The organism is Halorutilus salinus (genome assembly GCF_026242195.1).
Classification (GTDB): Archaea; Halobacteriota; Halobacteria; order Halobacteriales; family Halorutilaceae; genus Halorutilus; species Halorutilus salinus.
The window spans coordinates 15129-32263 of sequence record NZ_RKLV01000010.1; the positions used below are offsets into that span (position 1 = coordinate 15129).

Annotated in this window: 20 protein-coding genes and 1 pseudogene; 16 read left to right on the forward strand and 5 right to left on the reverse strand. The window is 60.2% G+C overall.

The features are described 5' to 3' along the window. Positions 1-2: 2 nt before the first annotated feature. The 11 genes from EGH25_RS09640 (at position 3) to EGH25_RS09690 (ending at position 9642) form a co-directional block, all read left to right on the forward strand. Positions 3-350: a DUF5658 family protein gene (locus EGH25_RS09640; protein ID WP_266088021.1), complete on the forward strand. Its 348-nt coding sequence runs from the start codon at positions 3-5 to the stop codon at positions 348-350. A gap of 22 nt (positions 351-372) precedes the next feature. After that, positions 373-1500: an isocitrate/isopropylmalate dehydrogenase family protein gene (locus EGH25_RS09645; RefSeq protein ID WP_266088023.1), complete on the forward strand. Its 1128-nt coding sequence runs from the start codon at positions 373-375 to the stop codon at positions 1498-1500. Positions 1501-1583: 83 nt separating this feature from the next. Continuing rightward, the gene (locus tag EGH25_RS09650; RefSeq protein WP_266088025.1) at positions 1584-1829 is read left to right on the forward strand and encodes an AbrB/MazE/SpoVT family DNA-binding domain-containing protein; all 246 of its coding nucleotides are present in this window, start codon (positions 1584-1586) and stop codon (positions 1827-1829) included. Then, a complete protein-coding gene (locus tag EGH25_RS09655) occupies positions 1819-2190 on the forward strand; it encodes a PIN domain-containing protein (RefSeq protein ID WP_266088027.1) in 372 nt (123 codons plus the stop codon). Before EGH25_RS09650 ends, EGH25_RS09655 begins: the two co-directional genes overlap by 11 nt. A 132-nt stretch (positions 2191-2322) precedes the next feature. Further along, positions 2323-3906, forward strand: coding sequence for a 2-isopropylmalate synthase (locus EGH25_RS09660; RefSeq protein ID WP_266088029.1), 1584 nt, complete (start codon positions 2323-2325; stop codon positions 3904-3906). A 6-nt stretch (positions 3907-3912) separates the two neighbouring features. Further along, positions 3913-5667 (forward strand): biosynthetic-type acetolactate synthase large subunit, encoded by a 1755-nt coding sequence (gene ilvB / locus EGH25_RS09665; protein WP_266088031.1) that lies wholly within the window; start codon positions 3913-3915, stop codon positions 5665-5667. After that, positions 5664-6239, forward strand: a complete 576-nt coding sequence (gene ilvN, locus EGH25_RS09670; RefSeq protein ID WP_266088033.1) for an acetolactate synthase small subunit — start codon at positions 5664-5666, stop codon at positions 6237-6239. Before ilvB ends, ilvN begins: the two co-directional genes overlap by 4 nt. 26 nt (positions 6240-6265) lie before the next feature. After that, the gene (ilvC, locus tag EGH25_RS09675; RefSeq protein WP_276591970.1) at positions 6266-7279 is read left to right on the forward strand and encodes a ketol-acid reductoisomerase; all 1014 of its coding nucleotides are present in this window, start codon (positions 6266-6268) and stop codon (positions 7277-7279) included. A gap of 93 nt (positions 7280-7372) precedes the next feature. Then, a complete protein-coding gene (gene leuC, locus EGH25_RS09680; RefSeq protein ID WP_266088035.1) occupies positions 7373-8770 on the forward strand; it encodes a 3-isopropylmalate dehydratase large subunit in 1398 nt (465 codons plus the stop codon). Next, on the forward strand, positions 8771-9385 hold the full coding sequence (locus tag EGH25_RS09685; RefSeq protein WP_266088037.1) for a 3-isopropylmalate dehydratase small subunit: 615 nt from the start codon (positions 8771-8773) through the stop codon (positions 9383-9385). Positions 9386-9387: 2 nt separating this feature from the next. Next, a complete protein-coding gene (locus EGH25_RS09690) occupies positions 9388-9642 on the forward strand; it encodes a YhbY family RNA-binding protein (protein ID WP_266088038.1) in 255 nt (84 codons plus the stop codon). On the opposite strand, the gene EGH25_RS09695 is transcribed toward EGH25_RS09690, so the two are convergent. Beyond that, positions 9639-10112, reverse strand: a complete 474-nt coding sequence (locus EGH25_RS09695) for a DJ-1/PfpI family protein (RefSeq protein WP_266088040.1) — start codon at positions 10110-10112, stop codon at positions 9639-9641. The two genes, EGH25_RS09690 and EGH25_RS09695, sit on opposite strands and share 4 nt — an antisense overlap. A 77-nt stretch (positions 10113-10189) precedes the next feature. On the opposite strand from EGH25_RS09695, the gene EGH25_RS09700 reads away from it, so the two are divergent. After that, positions 10190-10945 carry a Nif3-like dinuclear metal center hexameric protein gene (locus EGH25_RS09700; protein WP_266088042.1) on the forward strand — a complete coding sequence of 252 codons (756 nt, stop codon included), beginning with the start codon at positions 10190-10192 and terminating at the stop codon, positions 10943-10945. Here EGH25_RS09700 and EGH25_RS12310 read toward each other — a convergent pair. Further along, positions 10946-11439: pseudogene (locus EGH25_RS12310) on the reverse strand (DUF21 domain-containing protein). Between the two features lie 327 nt (positions 11440-11766). Between EGH25_RS12310 and EGH25_RS09715 the strand changes: the two are divergent. From EGH25_RS09715 to EGH25_RS09725, 3 genes are all read left to right on the forward strand, one after another. After that, on the forward strand, positions 11767-11988 hold the full coding sequence (locus tag EGH25_RS09715; RefSeq protein ID WP_266088048.1) for a hypothetical protein: 222 nt from the start codon (positions 11767-11769) through the stop codon (positions 11986-11988). Continuing rightward, positions 11985-12377: a PIN domain-containing protein gene (locus EGH25_RS09720; RefSeq protein ID WP_266088050.1), complete on the forward strand. Its 393-nt coding sequence runs from the start codon at positions 11985-11987 to the stop codon at positions 12375-12377. Before EGH25_RS09715 ends, EGH25_RS09720 begins: the two co-directional genes overlap by 4 nt. Before the next feature lie 149 nt (positions 12378-12526). Next, positions 12527-12739, forward strand: coding sequence for a hypothetical protein (locus EGH25_RS09725; protein ID WP_266088052.1), 213 nt, complete (start codon positions 12527-12529; stop codon positions 12737-12739). A 125-nt stretch (positions 12740-12864) separates the two neighbouring features. On the opposite strand, the gene EGH25_RS09730 is transcribed toward EGH25_RS09725, so the two are convergent. Then, a complete protein-coding gene (locus EGH25_RS09730; protein ID WP_276591971.1) occupies positions 12865-13575 on the reverse strand; it encodes a DUF4396 domain-containing protein in 711 nt (236 codons plus the stop codon). 332 nt (positions 13576-13907) lie between these two features. Here EGH25_RS09730 and EGH25_RS09735 point away from each other — a divergent pair, with 332 nt between their 5' ends. Further along, entirely contained in the window at positions 13908-15011 is a 1104-nt protein-coding gene (locus EGH25_RS09735; RefSeq protein WP_266088154.1) for a pyridoxal-phosphate-dependent aminotransferase family protein, read from the forward strand. Positions 15012-15056: 45 nt separating this feature from the next. On the opposite strand, the gene EGH25_RS09740 is transcribed toward EGH25_RS09735, so the two are convergent. Continuing rightward, the gene (locus EGH25_RS09740; protein ID WP_266088056.1) at positions 15057-16142 is read right to left on the reverse strand and encodes a glycosyltransferase; all 1086 of its coding nucleotides are present in this window, start codon (positions 16140-16142) and stop codon (positions 15057-15059) included. A 25-nt stretch (positions 16143-16167) separates the two neighbouring features. Continuing rightward, positions 16168-17133, reverse strand: a complete 966-nt coding sequence (locus EGH25_RS09745; RefSeq protein WP_266088058.1) for a glycosyltransferase — start codon at positions 17131-17133, stop codon at positions 16168-16170. Positions 17134-17135 lie beyond the last annotated feature (2 nt).

Here is a 17135-nt window from a genome sequence, read left to right on the forward strand (position 1 = left end):
GCGTGTCACCCCTCGAAGGCGTCCTCTGGCTCCTACTCGTCGCCTTCTGGGGAGTCGGTGACACCGTGACAACCTACCTCGCGGTTACGCGTTACGGAGGCGTCGAACGCAACCCGGTTCCGCGGCGCGTCTTCGACCGTTTCGGCGTCCGCGCGATGGTACCGATGAAGGCGGTCGGCGTCGCCCTCATCTACGTCTCATGGCGGACGGTCGCAGAAAACAACGTCCTGAGCATTACAGCACTCTCCGGCGTCGTCGCTCTTGGCGTCGGCGTCACGGCTTGGAACACGTACCAGATACTCTCCGCCGTCCGTCGCCGGGGGCGCGGAACGAGTACGAAACTCCTATGAGCACCGCGCGCCCGTGTCGGGCATGCACGAGATCCCCGTCATAGAGGGCGACGGAATCGGACCCGAGATAATCGACGCCGGAAAGACGGTGCTCGAAGCCGCGAGCGACGCGCGTAACTTCGGTCTGGACTGGCACGACCTACCGTACGGCGCGGATCACTACCTCGAAACCGACGAGGTTCTTCCGGATCACGCGCTCGACGAACTCTCGAAGTACGACGCCGTCTACTTCGGTTCGATAGGCGATCCACGCGTCGAACCCGGCGTACTCGAAAAAGGAATTATCCTGCGCCTCCGTTTCGAGTTCGACCAGTACGTCAACCTCCGTCCTATAAAGCTCCTCGAAGGCGTCGAGTCGCCCCTCCGCAACCGCGGTCCTGACGACATCGACTTCACCGTCGTGCGCGAGAACACGGAGGACTTCTACGTCGGTATCGGAGGACGCGCCGAGACGGGCAAGACGGAGGCTGAACTGGAGGTTGAACGCAAGCTGTACAAAACAAAGTTCGGTCTCGACATAGAGACCGACGCCGAGGAAATCGCGTACCAGATAGGCTCCATCTCGCGCGAGGGCACCGAACGCGTCGTCGAGTACGCCTTCGACCACGCCGAGGAGAACGACCACGACCTCGTGACGGGCGTCGACAAGGCGAACGTCCTCACCGACATCTACGGCATGTGGCGCGAGGTTATGGACGACGTGGCGACGAACTACGACGGTATCGACCACGAGTACGACTACGTTGACGCGACGACGATGTGGTTCGTAAAGAACCCCGACCACTACCAGACAGTCGTCACCCCCAACACCTTCGGTGACATAATCACGGACCTCGGCGCTATGCTCCAAGGAGGACTGGGTCTCGCACCCGGCGGGAACATCAACCCCGACGGAACGAGCATGTTCGAACCCCTCCACGGGAGCGCGCCCAAGTACGCAGGTGAGAACCGTGCTAATCCGACGGCGACGATCTGGGCGGGCGCGCTCCTCCTCGACCATATCGGCGAGGAGGAAGCGGGCGAACTCGTACTCGAATCTCTACAGGACGTAATCGCAGAAGGCGAGACGCTGACACGTGACCTCGGCGGCGATGCGGGCACAGATGAGTTTGGTGAGACGGTCGCGGAGAGGGTGCGCGAACAGGGCTGAGACGTAGCCCGAACTATCCGCGGGTAGCTCTTTGATTGAATGGGAGTGATTTATTTATTTCCCTTTTCTACCTCTAAATAGGAATGACTGAAGTCGAAACCGACTCTCGCGGTCGTGTAACCATACCGAAGGATGTGCGCGAGAGGTACGGCGAAAGGTACCGTCTTGTCGAACTACGCAACAGCGTAAGGCTCGTACCCGTACCTAAAGACCCCGTCGGCGCGTTGCGTGAGTCGGCGAGCGACGAACTCAAACAGGCTTCGATGAACGAGTTACGCGAATCAGCGGGCGAGGAAGGCAGGAAACAGGCGGAGGAGAATGTACGCTGACACCGACCTCTGGGTCGCGCTCCTCAAGGACGACGACTCGCTCGCCGAACGCGCGGAGGAGGTTCTCAAAGAGCACGGCGACGAACTTGAGGTCTCGCTCGTGACCTTCGTCGAACTGTTCCTAGTCGAGGAGAGGTGCTCCTTCGAACGCGAACGCGCCGTTACGAGCATACTTGAACTCGCGTCCTTCGACGGCGATGAGAACGTTCCTTATCAGGCTTCGGAGTACATCGACGACGGTCTGAACACGTTCGACGCGTTCCACGCCGCGCTAGCCGACGACAGCATCGTTTCGAGCGACAAAGCGTTCGAAGGTATCGGCGTAGAGCGTCTGGCACTCGAACCCGATGACCAACAGTAGCGCGGTTCAGAATAAAACCACCTGAAAGACCGTGCCACCGTCTCCCAACCACCCTTTTAACCGACAGGCTTAAGTCTGAAAGGTGACTGCGTTAGTGTAAGATGTCCCAAAACAAGGACGGCTCCGCGGGTGATGGATTTGTACCCGGAGAGCCGAAGGAAAGGGGTCGTTTTTTGGGAGCACGACGTAGATAACGTCAGTATATTCGACACGACGTTACGTGACGGTGAGCAGTCGCCGGGTACCTCGTTCTCGCACGACGACAAGATACGTATAGCTGAGACGCTCGACGGTATGGGGGTCGATGTCATTGAGGCGGGGTTCCCCATAAACAGCGACGAGGAGTTCGCCGCTGTCGAGGAGATAGCCGCAACGAGCGACAACACGGTCTGCGGTCTTGCGCGTGTCCACGAGCAGGATCTCGACGCCGCGCTTGATGCTGATGTGAACCTCGTACACACCTTCGTCTCGTCGAGCGACATACAGATTCAGAAGTCGATGGATTCGTCGCGCGAGGAGGTTCTTGAGATGACCTACGACGCCGTCTCGCACGTTAAGGATCACGGCGTCGACTGTATGTTCTCGCCCATGGACGCGACACGTACGGAGTTCGACTACCTCGTCGAGATAGTCCGTACGGCGAAGGAGGCGGGCGCGGATATCGTCAACATACCCGACACGGTCGGTGTGATACGTCCGACTGCGATGCACAGGCTTATCTCGGCGCTCCGCGACGAGGTCGACGTGCCGTACGACGTACATACGCACGACGACTTCGGTCTCGCGGCGGCGAACGCCCTCGCGGGTATCGAGGCGGGCGCTGTCCAGTGTCAGGTTTCGGTCAACGGTATCGGTGAGCGCGCGGGTAACGCGGCTCTCGAAGAGGTTGTCATGTCGCTCGAATCGATATACAACGTCGATACGGGCGTCGACACGACGGAGATATACGACCTTTCGAAGACGGTCGAACGCCTCTCGGGCATACCGCTTCCGGGGAACAAGCCCATCGTGGGCGACAACGCCTTCTCGCACGAGTCGGGTATACACGCCGCGGGCGTCATACAGGACTCGTCAACTTTCGAACCCGGTATAATGACGCCGGAGGACGTTGGACACCAGCGCCGTCTCGTCATGGGCAAGCACACGGGTACGCACAGCGTACGTGAGACGCTCGAAGAGGCGGGGTACGAACCCGACGACGACGACGTGCGCGAGATTACGAAACGCGTAAAGAGCATGGGCGGAAAGGGCAAGAAGGTCTCCGACGCCGATGTCTTCGCGATCGCCGAGAGCGTCATGTCCGCCGTTCCCGAAGCCGAGAAGACGGTCGACCTCAAGGAGGTCAACGTCTCGACGGGCAACGAACGTACACCGATGGCGAGCGTACGCGCCGAGGTTGAGGAGGAGGAACGCGTCGAGGCGGATGTCGGTGTCGGACCTGTCGACGCCGCTATGTCCGCCGTCTCGTCGCTCATGGGTGACGACCGCGAGGTAGAGATCACGGACTTTCATATAGATGCGATAAGCGGCGGTAGCGACGCCGTGGCGAACGTCTACGTAGGCGTCGAACGCGACGGTGTGGAGGCGAACGCCTCGGCTTCGAGCGAGGATATTACGGTGGCGTCGGTCGAGGCTACGGTTGACGCCGTCAACCATCTCGTCCGTAAGGAGGCGCGCGATGAAAAACCCGCAGACAGTACAACGAGACAGCCATAGACAGACATGAGCAAGACAAGAGAAGACGGAGAAACGACAGAAGAGAAGGAGGCTCCGACGACACGTAGGGGTGCAGAGGCGCTCGTCGAAGGTCTGAAACAGGAGGGCGTCGACACGATGTTCGGCATCACGGGCGGCGCGGTCATGCCCGTCTACGACGCCTTGTACGACGACGAGGATATCGACCATATTATGATGGGACACGAACAGGGCGCGGCACACGCCGCCGAGGCGTACCACTCTGTGACGGGACGACCGGGTGTATGTCTCGCCACGTCGGGTCCCGGAGCGACCAACCTTATAACGGGTCTCGCCGACGCCGACATGGACTCGCGCTCCATCATAGCGGTTACGGGGCAGGTTCCGACGGAGATGATAGGCAACGACGCGTTTCAGGAAACAGACATGCGCGGCGTCTCGATGCCGGTTACGAAGCACAACTACCTCGTAAAGGACGAGGACGAGGTGCCCGACACCGTACAGGAGGCTTTCTACGTCTCCAACACGGGGAGACCGGGTCCCGTCGTCGTCGACATGCCCAAGGACGTTTCGAAGAACGATACCGACGCCGTCCGAGGCGAGCTAAACATCGAGGGGTACAGCCCTAACTACGAAGGGCATCCGCGTCAGGTTAAGAAGGCGGCGGAGGCGATAGAGGGAGCCGACAAGCCGCTCATATTCGCGGGCGGCGGGGCTATCATGGCGGACGCCGCGGACGAGGTACGTGAACTCGCAAACGAGAACCGTATACCCGTCACGACGAGCCTTCAGGGTCTCGGCGGCTTCCCTGAGGACAACGACCTGTCGCTCGGTATGCTCGGTATGCACGGCACGGGGTACGCCAACCGCGCCGTCACCGACTGCGACCTCCTGATCGGCATAGGCGTCCGTTTCGACGACCGTGCAACGGGCAAGATAGAGTCGTTTGCGCCGAGCGCCGAGGTCATACACGTCGACATCGACCCTGCCGAAATCTCGAAGAACATACACGCTGACATACCTATCGTCGGCGACGCCAAACGTGTCGTTGGAGACATCAACGACGAGATGGCTTCGCACGCGTCACCCGACACGGAGGACTGGCTCGACACGCTGAACGACTGGCGCGAAAAGTACCCGATGGAGTACGAACAGGAAGACGGCGAACTCAAGCCACAGTACGTCATAGAGGAACTCGACGACAGGACGCCCGACGACACGATCGTCTGCACGGGCGTCGGTCAGCACCAGATGTGGGCGGCGCAGTGGTACGAGTACAACGAGCCGCGTACATGGATTTCGAGCGGCGGACTCGGCACCATGGGCTGTGGACTTCCCATGACGATAGGCGCTAAGCTCGCCGCGCCCGACAAGGAGGTCGTCTGCATCGACGGCGACGGCTCCTTCCTTATGACCGTACAGGAGTTAGCGACGGCGGTTCGTGAGGAACTCGACTTCACGCTCGTCATCATCAACAACTACTACATGGGCATGGTACGCCAGTGGCAGGAGCTTTTCAGCGACGAACGTTACGCCGAAAGCGAACTACCCCACCTGCCTGAGTTCGACAAGATAGCCGAGGCTTTCGGTGCCAAGGGCTGGAGGCTAACGGAGTCGGAGAACGTCGGTGAGGTTCTCGAAGAGGCTCTTGAGTACGACGGACCGAGCGTCATCGACGCAGTCATAGACCCCAACGAAAACGTCTTCCCCATGGTGCCTGCAGGAAGCGGAAACGACGAGTTCATAATGGGTAAGGGAACACAAGGGAGCAGAATATCATGAGCAGGGGAGCGCCTTCACGCAGGCTGTCGACGGGTGTCCGCGAGGACGCGGTTGCGCGCGGTGCGGACGAGACCGAGTACACGCTTTCGGTACTCGTCGAGAACAAGCCCGGTGTGCTTTCGCGCGTCGCGGGTCTTTTCACGCGGAGAAACTTCAACATAGACTCGCTCGCAGTCGGCGAGACGGAGAACCCCGAGTACTCACGTATGACCATCGTCGTCGAGGGCAACGACAAGACGGTGGAGCAGGTCAAGAAACAGCTCAACAAGGTCATACCCGTGATCAAGGTTAGCGACCTAACCGACGACGACTCCGTAGACCGCGAACTCGCGATGTACAAGGTGTCGTGCGACCCCGAGACGCGCGGCGAAATCATGCAGATCGCGGAGTCGTTCCGCGCGAACGTCGTCGACATGGGAGCGGAGGCTGTCGTCGTCGAGGTCACGGGCGACACCGAGAAGGTCGAGGCTATGGAGGACATGCTCCGTGGCTTCGGGATAAAGGAGACGGTGCGTACGGGACGTATCTCGCTCGCGCGCGGTGAGAAGACCACCGACGAAACGGGTAACTAAAGACGGAGGAGGTACGAGGGAACAGCATGACAGAGGACGAGTTCGACATAACGCCGCTGTACGACGAAGACGCAGACCCCTCCTTCATCGAGGACAAGACGGTCGCCGTGATCGGATACGGATCGCAGGGTGAGGCGCAGGCGCGTAACCTACACGACTCAGGCGTCGACGTAGTCGTGGGTCTACGCGAAGGCTCGTCGTCGCGCGATGATGCGCGCGAACACGGTCTCGACGTGGCGAAGACTCCGAAAGCCGTAAAACGCGCCGACGTCGTCCAGATGCTGGTGCCTGACACCGTACAGCCGGCTGTCTACGACGAGCACGTCAAGCCGAACCTCGACGAGGACGACGCTCTGATGTTCTCGCATGGCTTCAACATACATTACAGCCAGATACGTCCGCCCGAGTACGTCGATGTTCTGATGGTCGCTCCCAAGTCGCCCGGCGACCTCGTCCGCCAGACGTACGAACGCGGCGACGGCGTCCCTGGTCTTCTTGCGGTCGAACAGGATCACACGGGCGACGCACGCGACCTTGGACTTGCGTACGCACACGCGATAGGGTGCACACGTTCGGGCGTCATAGAGACGACGTTCCGCGAGGAGACCGAGACCGACCTGTTCGGCGAGCAGGCGATACTCTGCGGCGGCACGTCCGCGCTCATCAAGGCGTCGTTCGAGACGCTCGTCGACGCGGGATACTCGCCCGAGATGGCGTACTTCGAGTGCGCCAATGAGCTAAAACTTATAGTCGACCTGATCTTCGAGGGGGGTCTGTCAGGGATGCGCGACAACATAAGCGACACCGCCGAGTACGGCGACCTGACACGTGGACCGCGCGTGATCGATGACGATGTCCGCGACAACCTCGACGAGGTTCTTGAGGAGGTTCAGAACGGCGAGTTCGCACGCGAATGGATAAACGAGAACCAAGCGGGGCGTCCGTCGTACAACCAGCTAAAGGAACGCGACGAGGAGCATCTCATCGAGGACGTTGGGGGAGAGTTGCGCTCGCTCATGACGTCAGTTCAGGAGGACTAACTGCTGTTTCGGGGTCGCGTTCTAACGGCGCGACTCGCGTAACAAACTTCTAACGTCTACACGAACTACAGACACAACACACGACAAACAACGATGTCAGAAAGAACACTGTACGACAAGGTGTGGGACAACCACGCCGTACAGGAGCTACCCAACGGACAGACACAGCTGTTCGTGGGTCTCCATATGATACACGAGGTGACGAGTCCGCAGGCTTTCGGTATGCTTGAGGAGCGCGGCTACGATGTCGCATTCCCCGACAGGACGTACGCGACGACCGACCATATCGTACCGACCGAAGACCGGTCGCGCCCGCTCGAAGACGAACAGGCTGAGACGATGCTTTCGGCGCTCGAAGGGAACGTCGACGAACACGGCGTCGAGTTCTTTGGTCTCGACTCCGGAAGACAGGGTATCGTCCATATCGTCGGTCCCGAACTCGGTCTGACACAGCCCGGTATGACGGTTGTCTGCGGCGACTCGCATACGTCGACACACGGCGCTCTCGGCGCTCTCGGCATGGGTATAGGCACGAGCCAGATACGCGATGTCTTCGCCACGGGATGTATCGCGGCGGACAAACAGGACGTGCGGCGTATCGAGGTGGACGGTACGCTCGGCGAAGGCGTCTACGCAAAGGATCTCATACTGACCATCATACGCGAGTTGGGCGTCGAGGGCGGCATAGGCTACGTCTACGAGTATGCGGGTAGCGCCGTCGAGGATCTCGACATAGAGGGACGCCTCGCGCTCTGTAACATGTCCATCGAAGGCGGTGCGCGCGCGGGATACGTCAACCCCGACGAAACGACGTTTGACTATCTCAAGGGGCGCGAGTACGCGCCGTCGGGCGACGACTGGGACGAGGCGGTCGGGTACTGGCGTTCGATACGTTCGGACGACGACGCAGTCTACGACGACGTGGTGGAGATAGACGGCGACGGTATAGAGCCGATGGTGACGTGGGGCACTAACCCCGGACAGGTCGTCGGTATCGACGAAGCCGTGCCCGAACCCGACGAGACGAACGACCCGCGGGCGGCGCGCGAGGCGCAGGAGCATATGAACGTCTCACCCGGCGACACGATGCGAGGTGTGAACGTTGATGTCGTCTTCCTCGGTTCGTGTACCAACGGACGCCTCTCCGATCTCCGCGAGGCGGCGCGCGTTCTCGAAGGGAGCGAGGTACACGACGGTGTCCGCGCGCTCGCTGTCCCCGGTTCACAGACCGTACGCGCCAAGGCGGAGGACGAGGGACTCGACGAGGTTTTCGCGGACGGTGGCTTCGAATGGCGCGAACCCGGATGCTCAATGTGTATAGCGATGAACGGCGACAGTATCGAAGACGGCGAACTCTGTGTCTCGTCTTCGAACCGTAACTACGTCGGAAGACAGGGCGCTGAGGGCGGTAAGACGGTTCTGTCTTCGCCCGCGACGCTCGCGGCGAGCGCCGTACGTGGCGAGATAACGGATCCAAGGGAGGTGCTCTGAATGTCGGAAACGGACGAGACCGATGAACGCAAAGCCGTTCGACGCGTCGCAGGAACCGGCGTACCCCTCCGAGGCGACGACATCGACACCGATCAGATCGTCCCCGCGCGTTTCCTCAAGGAGGTCACGTTCGACAACATGGGGAAGTACGCCTTCCACGACGCGCGCAGGGACGATGACGGTGGGATGAACGACCATCCGCTCAACGTCTACACGGGTAACGTACTCGTCGTAAACGACAACTTCGGATGCGGTTCGTCGCGCGAGCACGCGCCTCAGGCTCTGATGCGTTGGGGTGTCGAGGCTATCGTCGGCGAGTCGTTCGCCGAGATCTTCGCCGACAACTGTAAGTCGCTCGGTATACCGACCGTGACGGTCGACGCCGACGGTGTCGAAGAGATACAGACGCGTGTGGAGGACGAACCCGACACGCCGCTTGAGGTCGATGTCGAAAAGGAACGTGTCGTCGTGGCTGGTGACGAGTACGACGCCCGTATCACGGACGCACAGAAGGAGGCGCTTGTCGAAGGAATCTGGGACACGACGGCGTTGATGCGTTCGTCGCTCGACAAGGCGAAAGACACCTACGACGACCTACCGTACACGGACTGGTGAAGATGGAAGAGGAAAAAGCACGCAAGAAGGCGCATGAACTCGACGCGACGGTACGCGTAGGCAAGAAAGGTGTCGAGGCGGTCGCTGACGAACTCGCAGACCAGTTGAGCAACGAAGAACCGAGGAAGGTCAAGTTCCTCCGTTCGTCGCGGGGCGGTACGACGACGGATGAACTCGCGCGCGAACTCGCAGAAGAGGCGGGCGCGCAACTCGTCGACACGCGCGGACACACGGCGGTCTACGTACGCGATCGTTAGAGATCCTTGAGACGCGCACGACGTACCTTTCTGACAACCTCAGCGCCAAACTCCGCGAGCGCATCGCCGCCCACCGTCGTCAGCATCTTTGCATCGACGACGACGGGTTCGTCGTAGGCGCGTCCGTCCACAGCGCGTACCTTCTCCGCTGTATCGCCCCTCGCGGCGACCTGTCTGTCCCCCGCAACACCCGCTTCGACAAGGACTTCGACGCCTTCGCCCACGGCGGTGACGAGCGCGCCGTCTTCGGTACCATGCCGGACGGTATCCCCGACCCGCGCGCGCTCTTTCTCTCCACGCTCTCCTCCGGTGACGTGTACGAGGTCGTACCCGTCGTCGAGCGTCGTCTTCGTACCGTCGCCCACGTCGCGCGCCTTGACGACCTCTACGTCCTCCTCACGTAGCCTCTGTGCAACGTAAAGCAGTTCGCGGTCGTTGAAGCCGTCGGCGGCGACGAACAGAGCGTCCATATACGGGATACGTCGCACCGGTGTAAATGCGCTTCCTTAGACGAAGGAAATATGCGGCGGACGTACCAAAACCGGACATGCTCCGACGTATCACCGAACACCTCGACGGTATACTCGGTAACGACGAATGGAACCCCGTAGACGCCGCGACGAACGGTCTTCAGATCGAGAACTCGGGACGTGTCGACACGGTTGCCTTCGCCGTCGACGCCGCGACACAGACGGTCGAGGAGGCGGTGGAACGCGGCGCGGAGATGATGGTCGTCCACCACGGCTTCTTCTGGGGCGGAAAGGACGCGGTCGTCGGACAGGACTACGACCGTTTTAGGCTTCTCATTGAGAACGACATCGCCCTGTACGCCTCTCATCTTCCTCTCGACGCGCACGACGAGGTCGGAAACAACGTCCTCCTCCTCGACGCTCTCGACGCTGAGCCTGTCGAACGGTTCGCCGACTTCGGTACCGACGAGGTCGGATACGTAGGCGAACTCGCGTCGCCGGTCGGCTTAGAAAGCTTCACAGACGGCGTCGCCGATGCGGTCGACAGCGAACCCGACGTACTCGACTTCGGATCCGACGAGATCGAACGCGTCGCGGTCCTGACGGGCGCGGGCGGTGGACACGTCGCCGAAGCGGCGGCGACCGACGCGGATGTCTACATCACGGGCGAACCCAAGCACAGGGCGCACCACGATGCGCGCGAGCACAGCCTCAACGTCGTCTTCGCGGGGCACTACCATACGGAGACGTTCGGCGTGCGCGCGCTCCGCGCTCTCGTAGACGAAGAGTTCAGCGTCGATACGTTCTACATCGACCAACCGACACTCGTTTAGCTACCCCTCGTACGCCTTTTCGACGCCGACGTCGCCTCCCAAGACGCCGCTCATACGTTCTGTCACGACATCAAAGACAGCCGCGACGGGGTAGAGGAGGACGGAGATAACGACCATCGGACGCGCCGCACGTAGCGCCCACGACTCGGCGTTTCCGAGACCGTACGACTTGGGATTATTTCGCCTAAGATGAGTATGAGAACGGATGCCGACGTGGTCGCGACGACCGCGGCGGCACCACCCGACAGACGTTGCGCCACGAGTAGCGTGACGATGCTCGACACGGCGACGTTGACGACGTTGTTACCGACGAGTATAGTCACGAGAAGCCTATGAGGGTCGGAACGCAGACGCGCGAGCGCCTCGCTATCCTCTCCGACCCCTACCTTCTCGGACGGAAGCGAGAAGACGGCTATCTCCGTACTCGAAAAGAACGCGCTAACCCCAAGCAGGACTGTAACCAGAACCACACCGACGCCGACTGTGACTGACATACAGACATACAGGACGGGTCACACAAAAGCCGAACGGTGACCCCTCAACGACGGTGTTTTCACGCGGAACCACGTATGTCAGGTAGCCGATGACGACGCTCACCCTCCGACGCGAAAGCGGATGACGAACCCTATGAGTACCGAGGCTGTATCCCTGACCACAGATTTGCGAGTGGAACCGGTGTAGGATGTCTCTTCTCTTTGAGGACGGTATCCGTCGGGTTTCCCATGCCTCCTCAGACCGTGGACATTTTATTGAGCGGACTAAATGTAAAAGAGCTTGACCAGACCAAAAACTCATATCTGCGTATACCTAAGTATACAGTGATGAGCAAGTCCGTACGTATCTCGGAGGAGTTCCACGAGTTCGTGAGGTCGCACAGTCGCGACGATGAGACGATGGAGGAGACGTTGCGTAGACTCATCGGCGAACCCGACCCGGAGGCGGTCGCAGGTATCCTGTCCTCCGAGACGGCGGAGGGGATGCGCGAGCGTATTGAGGAGAGACGTGACGACGGGAAGCGCGAGTTACGGGAGCGTTTCGAGTGATACTCGACACGTCGTTTCTGATAGACCTGTTCGACGGCGAACGCGCGGCTTTCGAGAAGGGCGTCGAACTCTCCGAGGTCGGTGTGGTGCAACGCGTTCCTTCGCCCATTGTCACGGAGATATCCTACGGAGCGGAGTTCGGCGACGAAGAGGAGCGTAGGAATGTGCGTAACGCTCTACGCATGTATCCTGTCGTGGAACAGGACGAGGAGACGGCACGAAACGCGGGGGAACTGCTCGCGCGCGCTGACCGTAAGTCCGGTGGAGAGAGCGGCATCGGATGGATAGACGCGATGATAGCCGCGTTTGGTGAAGGGTACGACGAACCGGTGCTTACGGATAACGTTGAGGACTTCAAGAGGCTCGGCGTTGAAGTTGAGGCCTACTGAGATACAGGGAGCCGAATGGTCATGAGTACCGAGGCTGACCGCTTAACCACGGTTCCCGGAACAGACCGGACGGCGTCTTCCACCGACTTCTACCCCTCATCCAACCAAAGAGGCTTTTGACCACTGCCTCGTACGAACCCCAAGTAAAGATGACCGAGGAAGACGCCGAGAAATCGGCTTCGTCGCCGATTACGGACAGTCGGCTGAGGCTGGTGTACGTCGCGGGCATCGCGCTTAACCTGATCGCCTTGTACGGTGCGGTAACGGCGGACGAGTGGCTGTTCGCCGTGACGTTCATGATTATACTCATATACATCAGCATCCGTTACTGGATGGTTGCTAGGTCAACTCTCCGAGGCTGAGCGGAAGACGGGACAGGTGTAACGTCCGAGCAAGCTCACCGAGAAACCCCGTGCGAACCGTCCCTCGGCGCGTGGGTTTCTGAAGCTTCCCCGGACGGAGTCAACAAGGGCGATACCTCCGCGCTCTAACCACCACCCATCTCAGCGGGGTTCTTCATACCTTCCTTGACGCCGAGTCTAACCAGAACGACGTTCACGGGGTAGGCGGCGATGAAGCCCAGCGAGAGCGACAGTGCCAGCGCCATCCAGAACAGTATGTCGCCCGTATGCGCATGCGAGGCGAGCAGGAGATCCGCGCCGATAGCGACGACCTCCATGATCGTGATCGAAGGCGTCTCGCTGTAGAACGCGTCCGCCATCGCCTCCCGGAACCCGACGCCTTCCTGCATCAGCGGTTCTACGGTGAGGCTGTAGCCGAATACGTACGCGAGCCCGAAGGTGATCGCCGCGACCCAGCCGACCGCCAACGCGAGAACCCCCTGTGCGAGCGTGATGCCGAAGACTTCGCCCGCTCCACATCCTGAGTAGCAGTGGGCGGTCGAACGGACGCCGCGCCGCCAGACAGAGTCGTTGCTAATCTGTGTTCGACCTGCGTACCAGTAGAGGGCGAGTCCGAAGGGTCCGGAGTAGACTGTGACGAGCGTCCAGACGCCTTTCATGAGCGACGGTAGCGCCCGGTTGCGGTTACGTATGTCCCACACGAGGATGCCGATGGATATACCGACGAGGAGCGCCCACGCTACGGCGACCATCGGATCCGACAGTATGGGTCTCAGTACCTCGATAGCCGGTGCGAACACGTCTTCGACGCGGGTAATCAACTGACCACGTATCATAGATGTATGAACCGGTGTTCGTGTTACAGGGGCGGTAGACGTTCGATCGGTTCGAAAGGGTCGTTACCGCATGTTAACTAAGCTTAGTTTAATGGACCTTTGGTTAGAAACCATGCCGAACCGGCTTTGTTCATCCACGACGTTCCGAGCAACCTTTCGGGATGGATTAGGACGACACGGTGGACGCGCCGAAAGCTTCGGTCGCCGAACTTCTCTGTACGACAGAACCGTGGGCGCGGGCTGTACCCCGGCGCGCCGGGGACACGACGACGGCACAGGCGGAGCGTGTCTATCAAAACACCCAAACCGCGCTGGCGCGACTTATGATTACCGTGACGAAGAAGACCGAGTACACCGACGACTACGAAGACAAGACGCTGTACCTTCCGGGACCCACGGAGGTACACGAGGATGTCATAGACGCCATGGCTCAGCCCATCTTCGGTCACCGAACCGAACGTATGACCGACCTGTACACGACCATCGTTGAGGACACCAAGGAGTTCCTCGGTACCGAACAGGAGGTTATCGTACTCACGGCGTCGGGTACGGAGTTCTGGGAGGCGACCACCCTAAACCTCGTCGACGACTCGATACTCGTCCCCACGAGCGGCGCTTTCAGCGAACGTCAGGCGAACGTCGCCGAACGTCTGGGTAAGGACGTTGACCGTATAGGGTACGGCTGGGGCGATGCAGTCAAGCCCGAAGATATACGCGACGCGCTCGAACCCGGCGACTACGACGCCGTCGGCGTTGTTATGAACGAGACATCGACGGGCGTCCGTAACCCGGTCGAGGAGATCGGCGAGGTGCTCGGCGACTACCCCGACACGTACTTCGTCGTCGACGCGATCTCGTGCCTCGGCGGCGACCGTATCGTCCCTGACGAGCACAACATCGACTGTATCTTTACGTCGACACAGAAGGCGTTCGCTATGCCGCCGGGTCTCGCCGTCTGTACCGTCAGCGACGACGCCTACGAGCGCGAACTGTCGAAGGACTCGTCGTCGTGGTACGGCGGCTTCCAACGTTGTCTCGACTACTACGACAGGAAGGGACAGACGCATTCGACGCCCGCGATCCCCATAATGCTCGCGTACCGCGAACAGATGAAACGTATGCTCGAAGAAGGGCACGAGGCGCGCGACGAGCGCCACCGCGAGATGGCTGAGTACACGCGCGACTGGGCGCGCGATAGCTTCGACCTGTTCGCCGAGGAGGGCTACGAGTCACGGACGGTGACGTGTATAGAGAACACGCAGGGTATCGACGTTGCCGAGACGGTCGCGCGCGTCTCTGAGGAGCACGGTATGCTGTTCTCCAGCGGCTACGGCGACATAAGCGAGGACAGCTTCCGTATAGGACATATGGGCGAGCATACGGTCGAGAGCATAAAGGAACTCACCGACGCTATCGAGGACGTCGCAGGAGTCTAAACGGATCGGTATGTACTTCTACCGGTCAGCCTGAGACGTACCGCCTCACGCCGTCTGGTACATCTCCTTGACCTCACCGACAGTCTCCTCCTCGTATATACGTTCCAACATGTCGATAGTCTCCCTGATACAGTGCTGTTCCGCAGTCCCCCTCGTGCTGTAGTCGTTGCCGAGCGCCGTCTCAACCGCGCGCAACATGTCTCCCGTATCACCGAACTCGAACCTCTCACCGTTCTGTGAGGTTATCGTACGGCTGAACGGCTCCACGTCAGCCGCGACCACGGGTGTTCCGCAGGCGTTAGCCTCCAACGTCGAAAGACCCAGCGTGTCGCCCGTCGAAGCCGTTGCGAAGACGTCTATCCCTGAGTAGAACTCGGGTAGCCTCTCCCTGTCGAGGAAGTCCATCACCTCGACGTTCTCACCCGCCATCTTCTGAATCCGGGGTCTGTCGGGTCCTTCGCCAACGATGACCACGCTACCGTCGAAGCCCTCCGCGAACCTGCACAGGTGACCTATGTTCTTCTCACGGCTGACCCTGCCTGAGTAACCCACGACGGGTCTCTCTACGTCTATCTCGTCCACGAAGGAACCCTCGCACGGTTCGAAGAAGTCTATATCCACACCGACGGTCAGCTTCTTCGCCTCCACATCCCTGTCCATCCTGCCCGTAGACGCGGTTACGACGTCGAACTTGGAGAGAAACCTGTTTTCGATAGGTACGTATATCCTGCCTACGGCGTTGGCTATCCTCTTGCTACGGACAGCCTGTTCGACGTACTCCTCGATAGGCGTGTGGTGGGTGTAGACCTTCGGTATACCTTCCTTCGCCGCGTAACGCCTTCCGTACCTTCCGACGAAGGCGGGTCCGTGGCAGTGAACCACGTCGAGTTCGGGAAGCTTACCGTAACCAAGGGGTAAGCCGATGTTGTAGCCCCTGTAAAGCGGGTTGGGGAGCGACCTGACGGGTATCTCCCCCTCGTCGGGGTCGTACCTCTTGGAACCGGGGTAGACGATAAAGACCTCGTGACCCCTTTCCTCCAACCTCTCCTTCCAGTGTCTTAGGGTATAGCTCACCCCGTCGATCTCCGGGAAGTACGAGTCGGTGAAGAACCCTATGCTCAGTTTATCCATATTAAACTACCGTATCGGGTGTGGGTTATGAGTTTTGTTTTCCGGAGTTGAGGAGAACATCCACGAACGCCTCGGCGCCGTTGCCGTATTCGGGGTTCTCCACCTCCCCGTTACAGCATCTCTCCACCTCCTCAACCACCTCGTCGACCGTATCAGCCTTTATGACGCCGTCGGTACCCTTACGTTCCGCCTTCTCCGCGAGGCTCTTCTGGAAAGGCAGGAACGGGTAGACGACACACGGCGTGCCCGCGACGACGGTGTCCGCGATAGACGAGTACCCCGTGCAGACGACACAGTCCGCGGCTTCGGTATGCGGGGTCATCGAGGGCTGTATCTCCCAGTCGTCGGATCCCACCAGCTTCACCTCAAGACCTTTCGCCTCTAACCTCTCCCTGATCTCCTCAAAGTCATCGCCGTGGGTTCCGGGGTTGAGAAGCACGTCGTACCCCTCTACCTCCGCGTCGCCTTCCTGGGCGAGAGGATCCACGAGTTCGAAGCCGTCGGGGGCTTCCTCCTCCTTCCAGAGCGTGGTTACGACTATCTTCTCACAGAACGCGAGCGAGGTTCTGTCGTACAGACGCAGAAGAACGTCCCATCTGAGATCGAGCATACCCGGTGTGAGATGGTCGATCCTGTAGAAATCGACGCCCTGTGCGACGGCGGCTATACACGCGAAGATGTCGTCTGTCACGAGCACGTCCGGCTCCTCCTGCTTCAGCCACCGGTTTAGCTCCCTGAGACGACGGACGGACGACGGTACGACGTCGAACAGGCTGTGCTTCAGAAACGACAGAGGGTTGCTACCCTTCACCGCAACCGTCGTGAGGTCGGGGTGTTCGTATCCGTTCATCTCCACAAACGGCTTTCCCTGCCCGCCGCCTGCGACCGAGACCTCGACGCCGCGGGATTCGAGTTCCTGTGCGACGGGTATACTCCTTGCGGCGTGTCCCGCCCCGTCGCACCAGTAGACGATAGCCGCCTTTTCGACCATAC

Excerpts from the sequence above, each read along its gene's own strand:
- EGH25_RS09745 (WP_266088058.1), bottom strand. The coding sequence starts at position 17,133 with ATGGTCGAAAAGGCGGCTATCGTCTACTGGTGCGACGGGGCGGGACAC.
- EGH25_RS09660 (WP_266088029.1), top strand. The coding sequence starts at position 2,323 with ATGGATTTGTACCCGGAGAGCCGAAGGAAAGGGGTCGTTTTTTGGGAG.
- EGH25_RS09645 (WP_266088023.1), top strand. The coding sequence starts at position 373 with ATGCACGAGATCCCCGTCATAGAGGGCGACGGAATCGGACCCGAGATA.
- EGH25_RS09690 (WP_266088038.1), top strand. The coding sequence starts at position 9,388 with ATGGAAGAGGAAAAAGCACGCAAGAAGGCGCATGAACTCGACGCGACG.
- EGH25_RS09730 (WP_276591971.1), bottom strand. The coding sequence starts at position 13,575 with ATGATACGTGGTCAGTTGATTACCCGCGTCGAAGACGTGTTCGCACCG.
- EGH25_RS09725 (WP_266088052.1), top strand. The coding sequence starts at position 12,527 with ATGACCGAGGAAGACGCCGAGAAATCGGCTTCGTCGCCGATTACGGAC.
- ilvN (WP_266088033.1), top strand. The coding sequence starts at position 5,664 with ATGAGCAGGGGAGCGCCTTCACGCAGGCTGTCGACGGGTGTCCGCGAG.
- EGH25_RS09695 (WP_266088040.1), bottom strand. The coding sequence starts at position 10,112 with ATGGACGCTCTGTTCGTCGCCGCCGACGGCTTCAACGACCGCGAACTG.
- ilvC (WP_276591970.1), top strand. The coding sequence starts at position 6,266 with ATGACAGAGGACGAGTTCGACATAACGCCGCTGTACGACGAAGACGCA.
- EGH25_RS09740 (WP_266088056.1), bottom strand. The coding sequence starts at position 16,142 with ATGGATAAACTGAGCATAGGGTTCTTCACCGACTCGTACTTCCCGGAG.
- EGH25_RS09685 (WP_266088037.1), top strand. The coding sequence starts at position 8,771 with ATGTCGGAAACGGACGAGACCGATGAACGCAAAGCCGTTCGACGCGTC.
- EGH25_RS09655 (WP_266088027.1), top strand. The coding sequence starts at position 1,819 with ATGTACGCTGACACCGACCTCTGGGTCGCGCTCCTCAAGGACGACGAC.
- EGH25_RS09715 (WP_266088048.1), top strand. The coding sequence starts at position 11,767 with ATGAGCAAGTCCGTACGTATCTCGGAGGAGTTCCACGAGTTCGTGAGG.
- EGH25_RS09700 (WP_266088042.1), top strand. The coding sequence starts at position 10,190 with ATGCTCCGACGTATCACCGAACACCTCGACGGTATACTCGGTAACGAC.
- EGH25_RS09650 (WP_266088025.1), top strand. The coding sequence starts at position 1,584 with ATGACTGAAGTCGAAACCGACTCTCGCGGTCGTGTAACCATACCGAAG.
- ilvB (WP_266088031.1), top strand. The coding sequence starts at position 3,913 with ATGAGCAAGACAAGAGAAGACGGAGAAACGACAGAAGAGAAGGAGGCT.
- leuC (WP_266088035.1), top strand. The coding sequence starts at position 7,373 with ATGTCAGAAAGAACACTGTACGACAAGGTGTGGGACAACCACGCCGTA.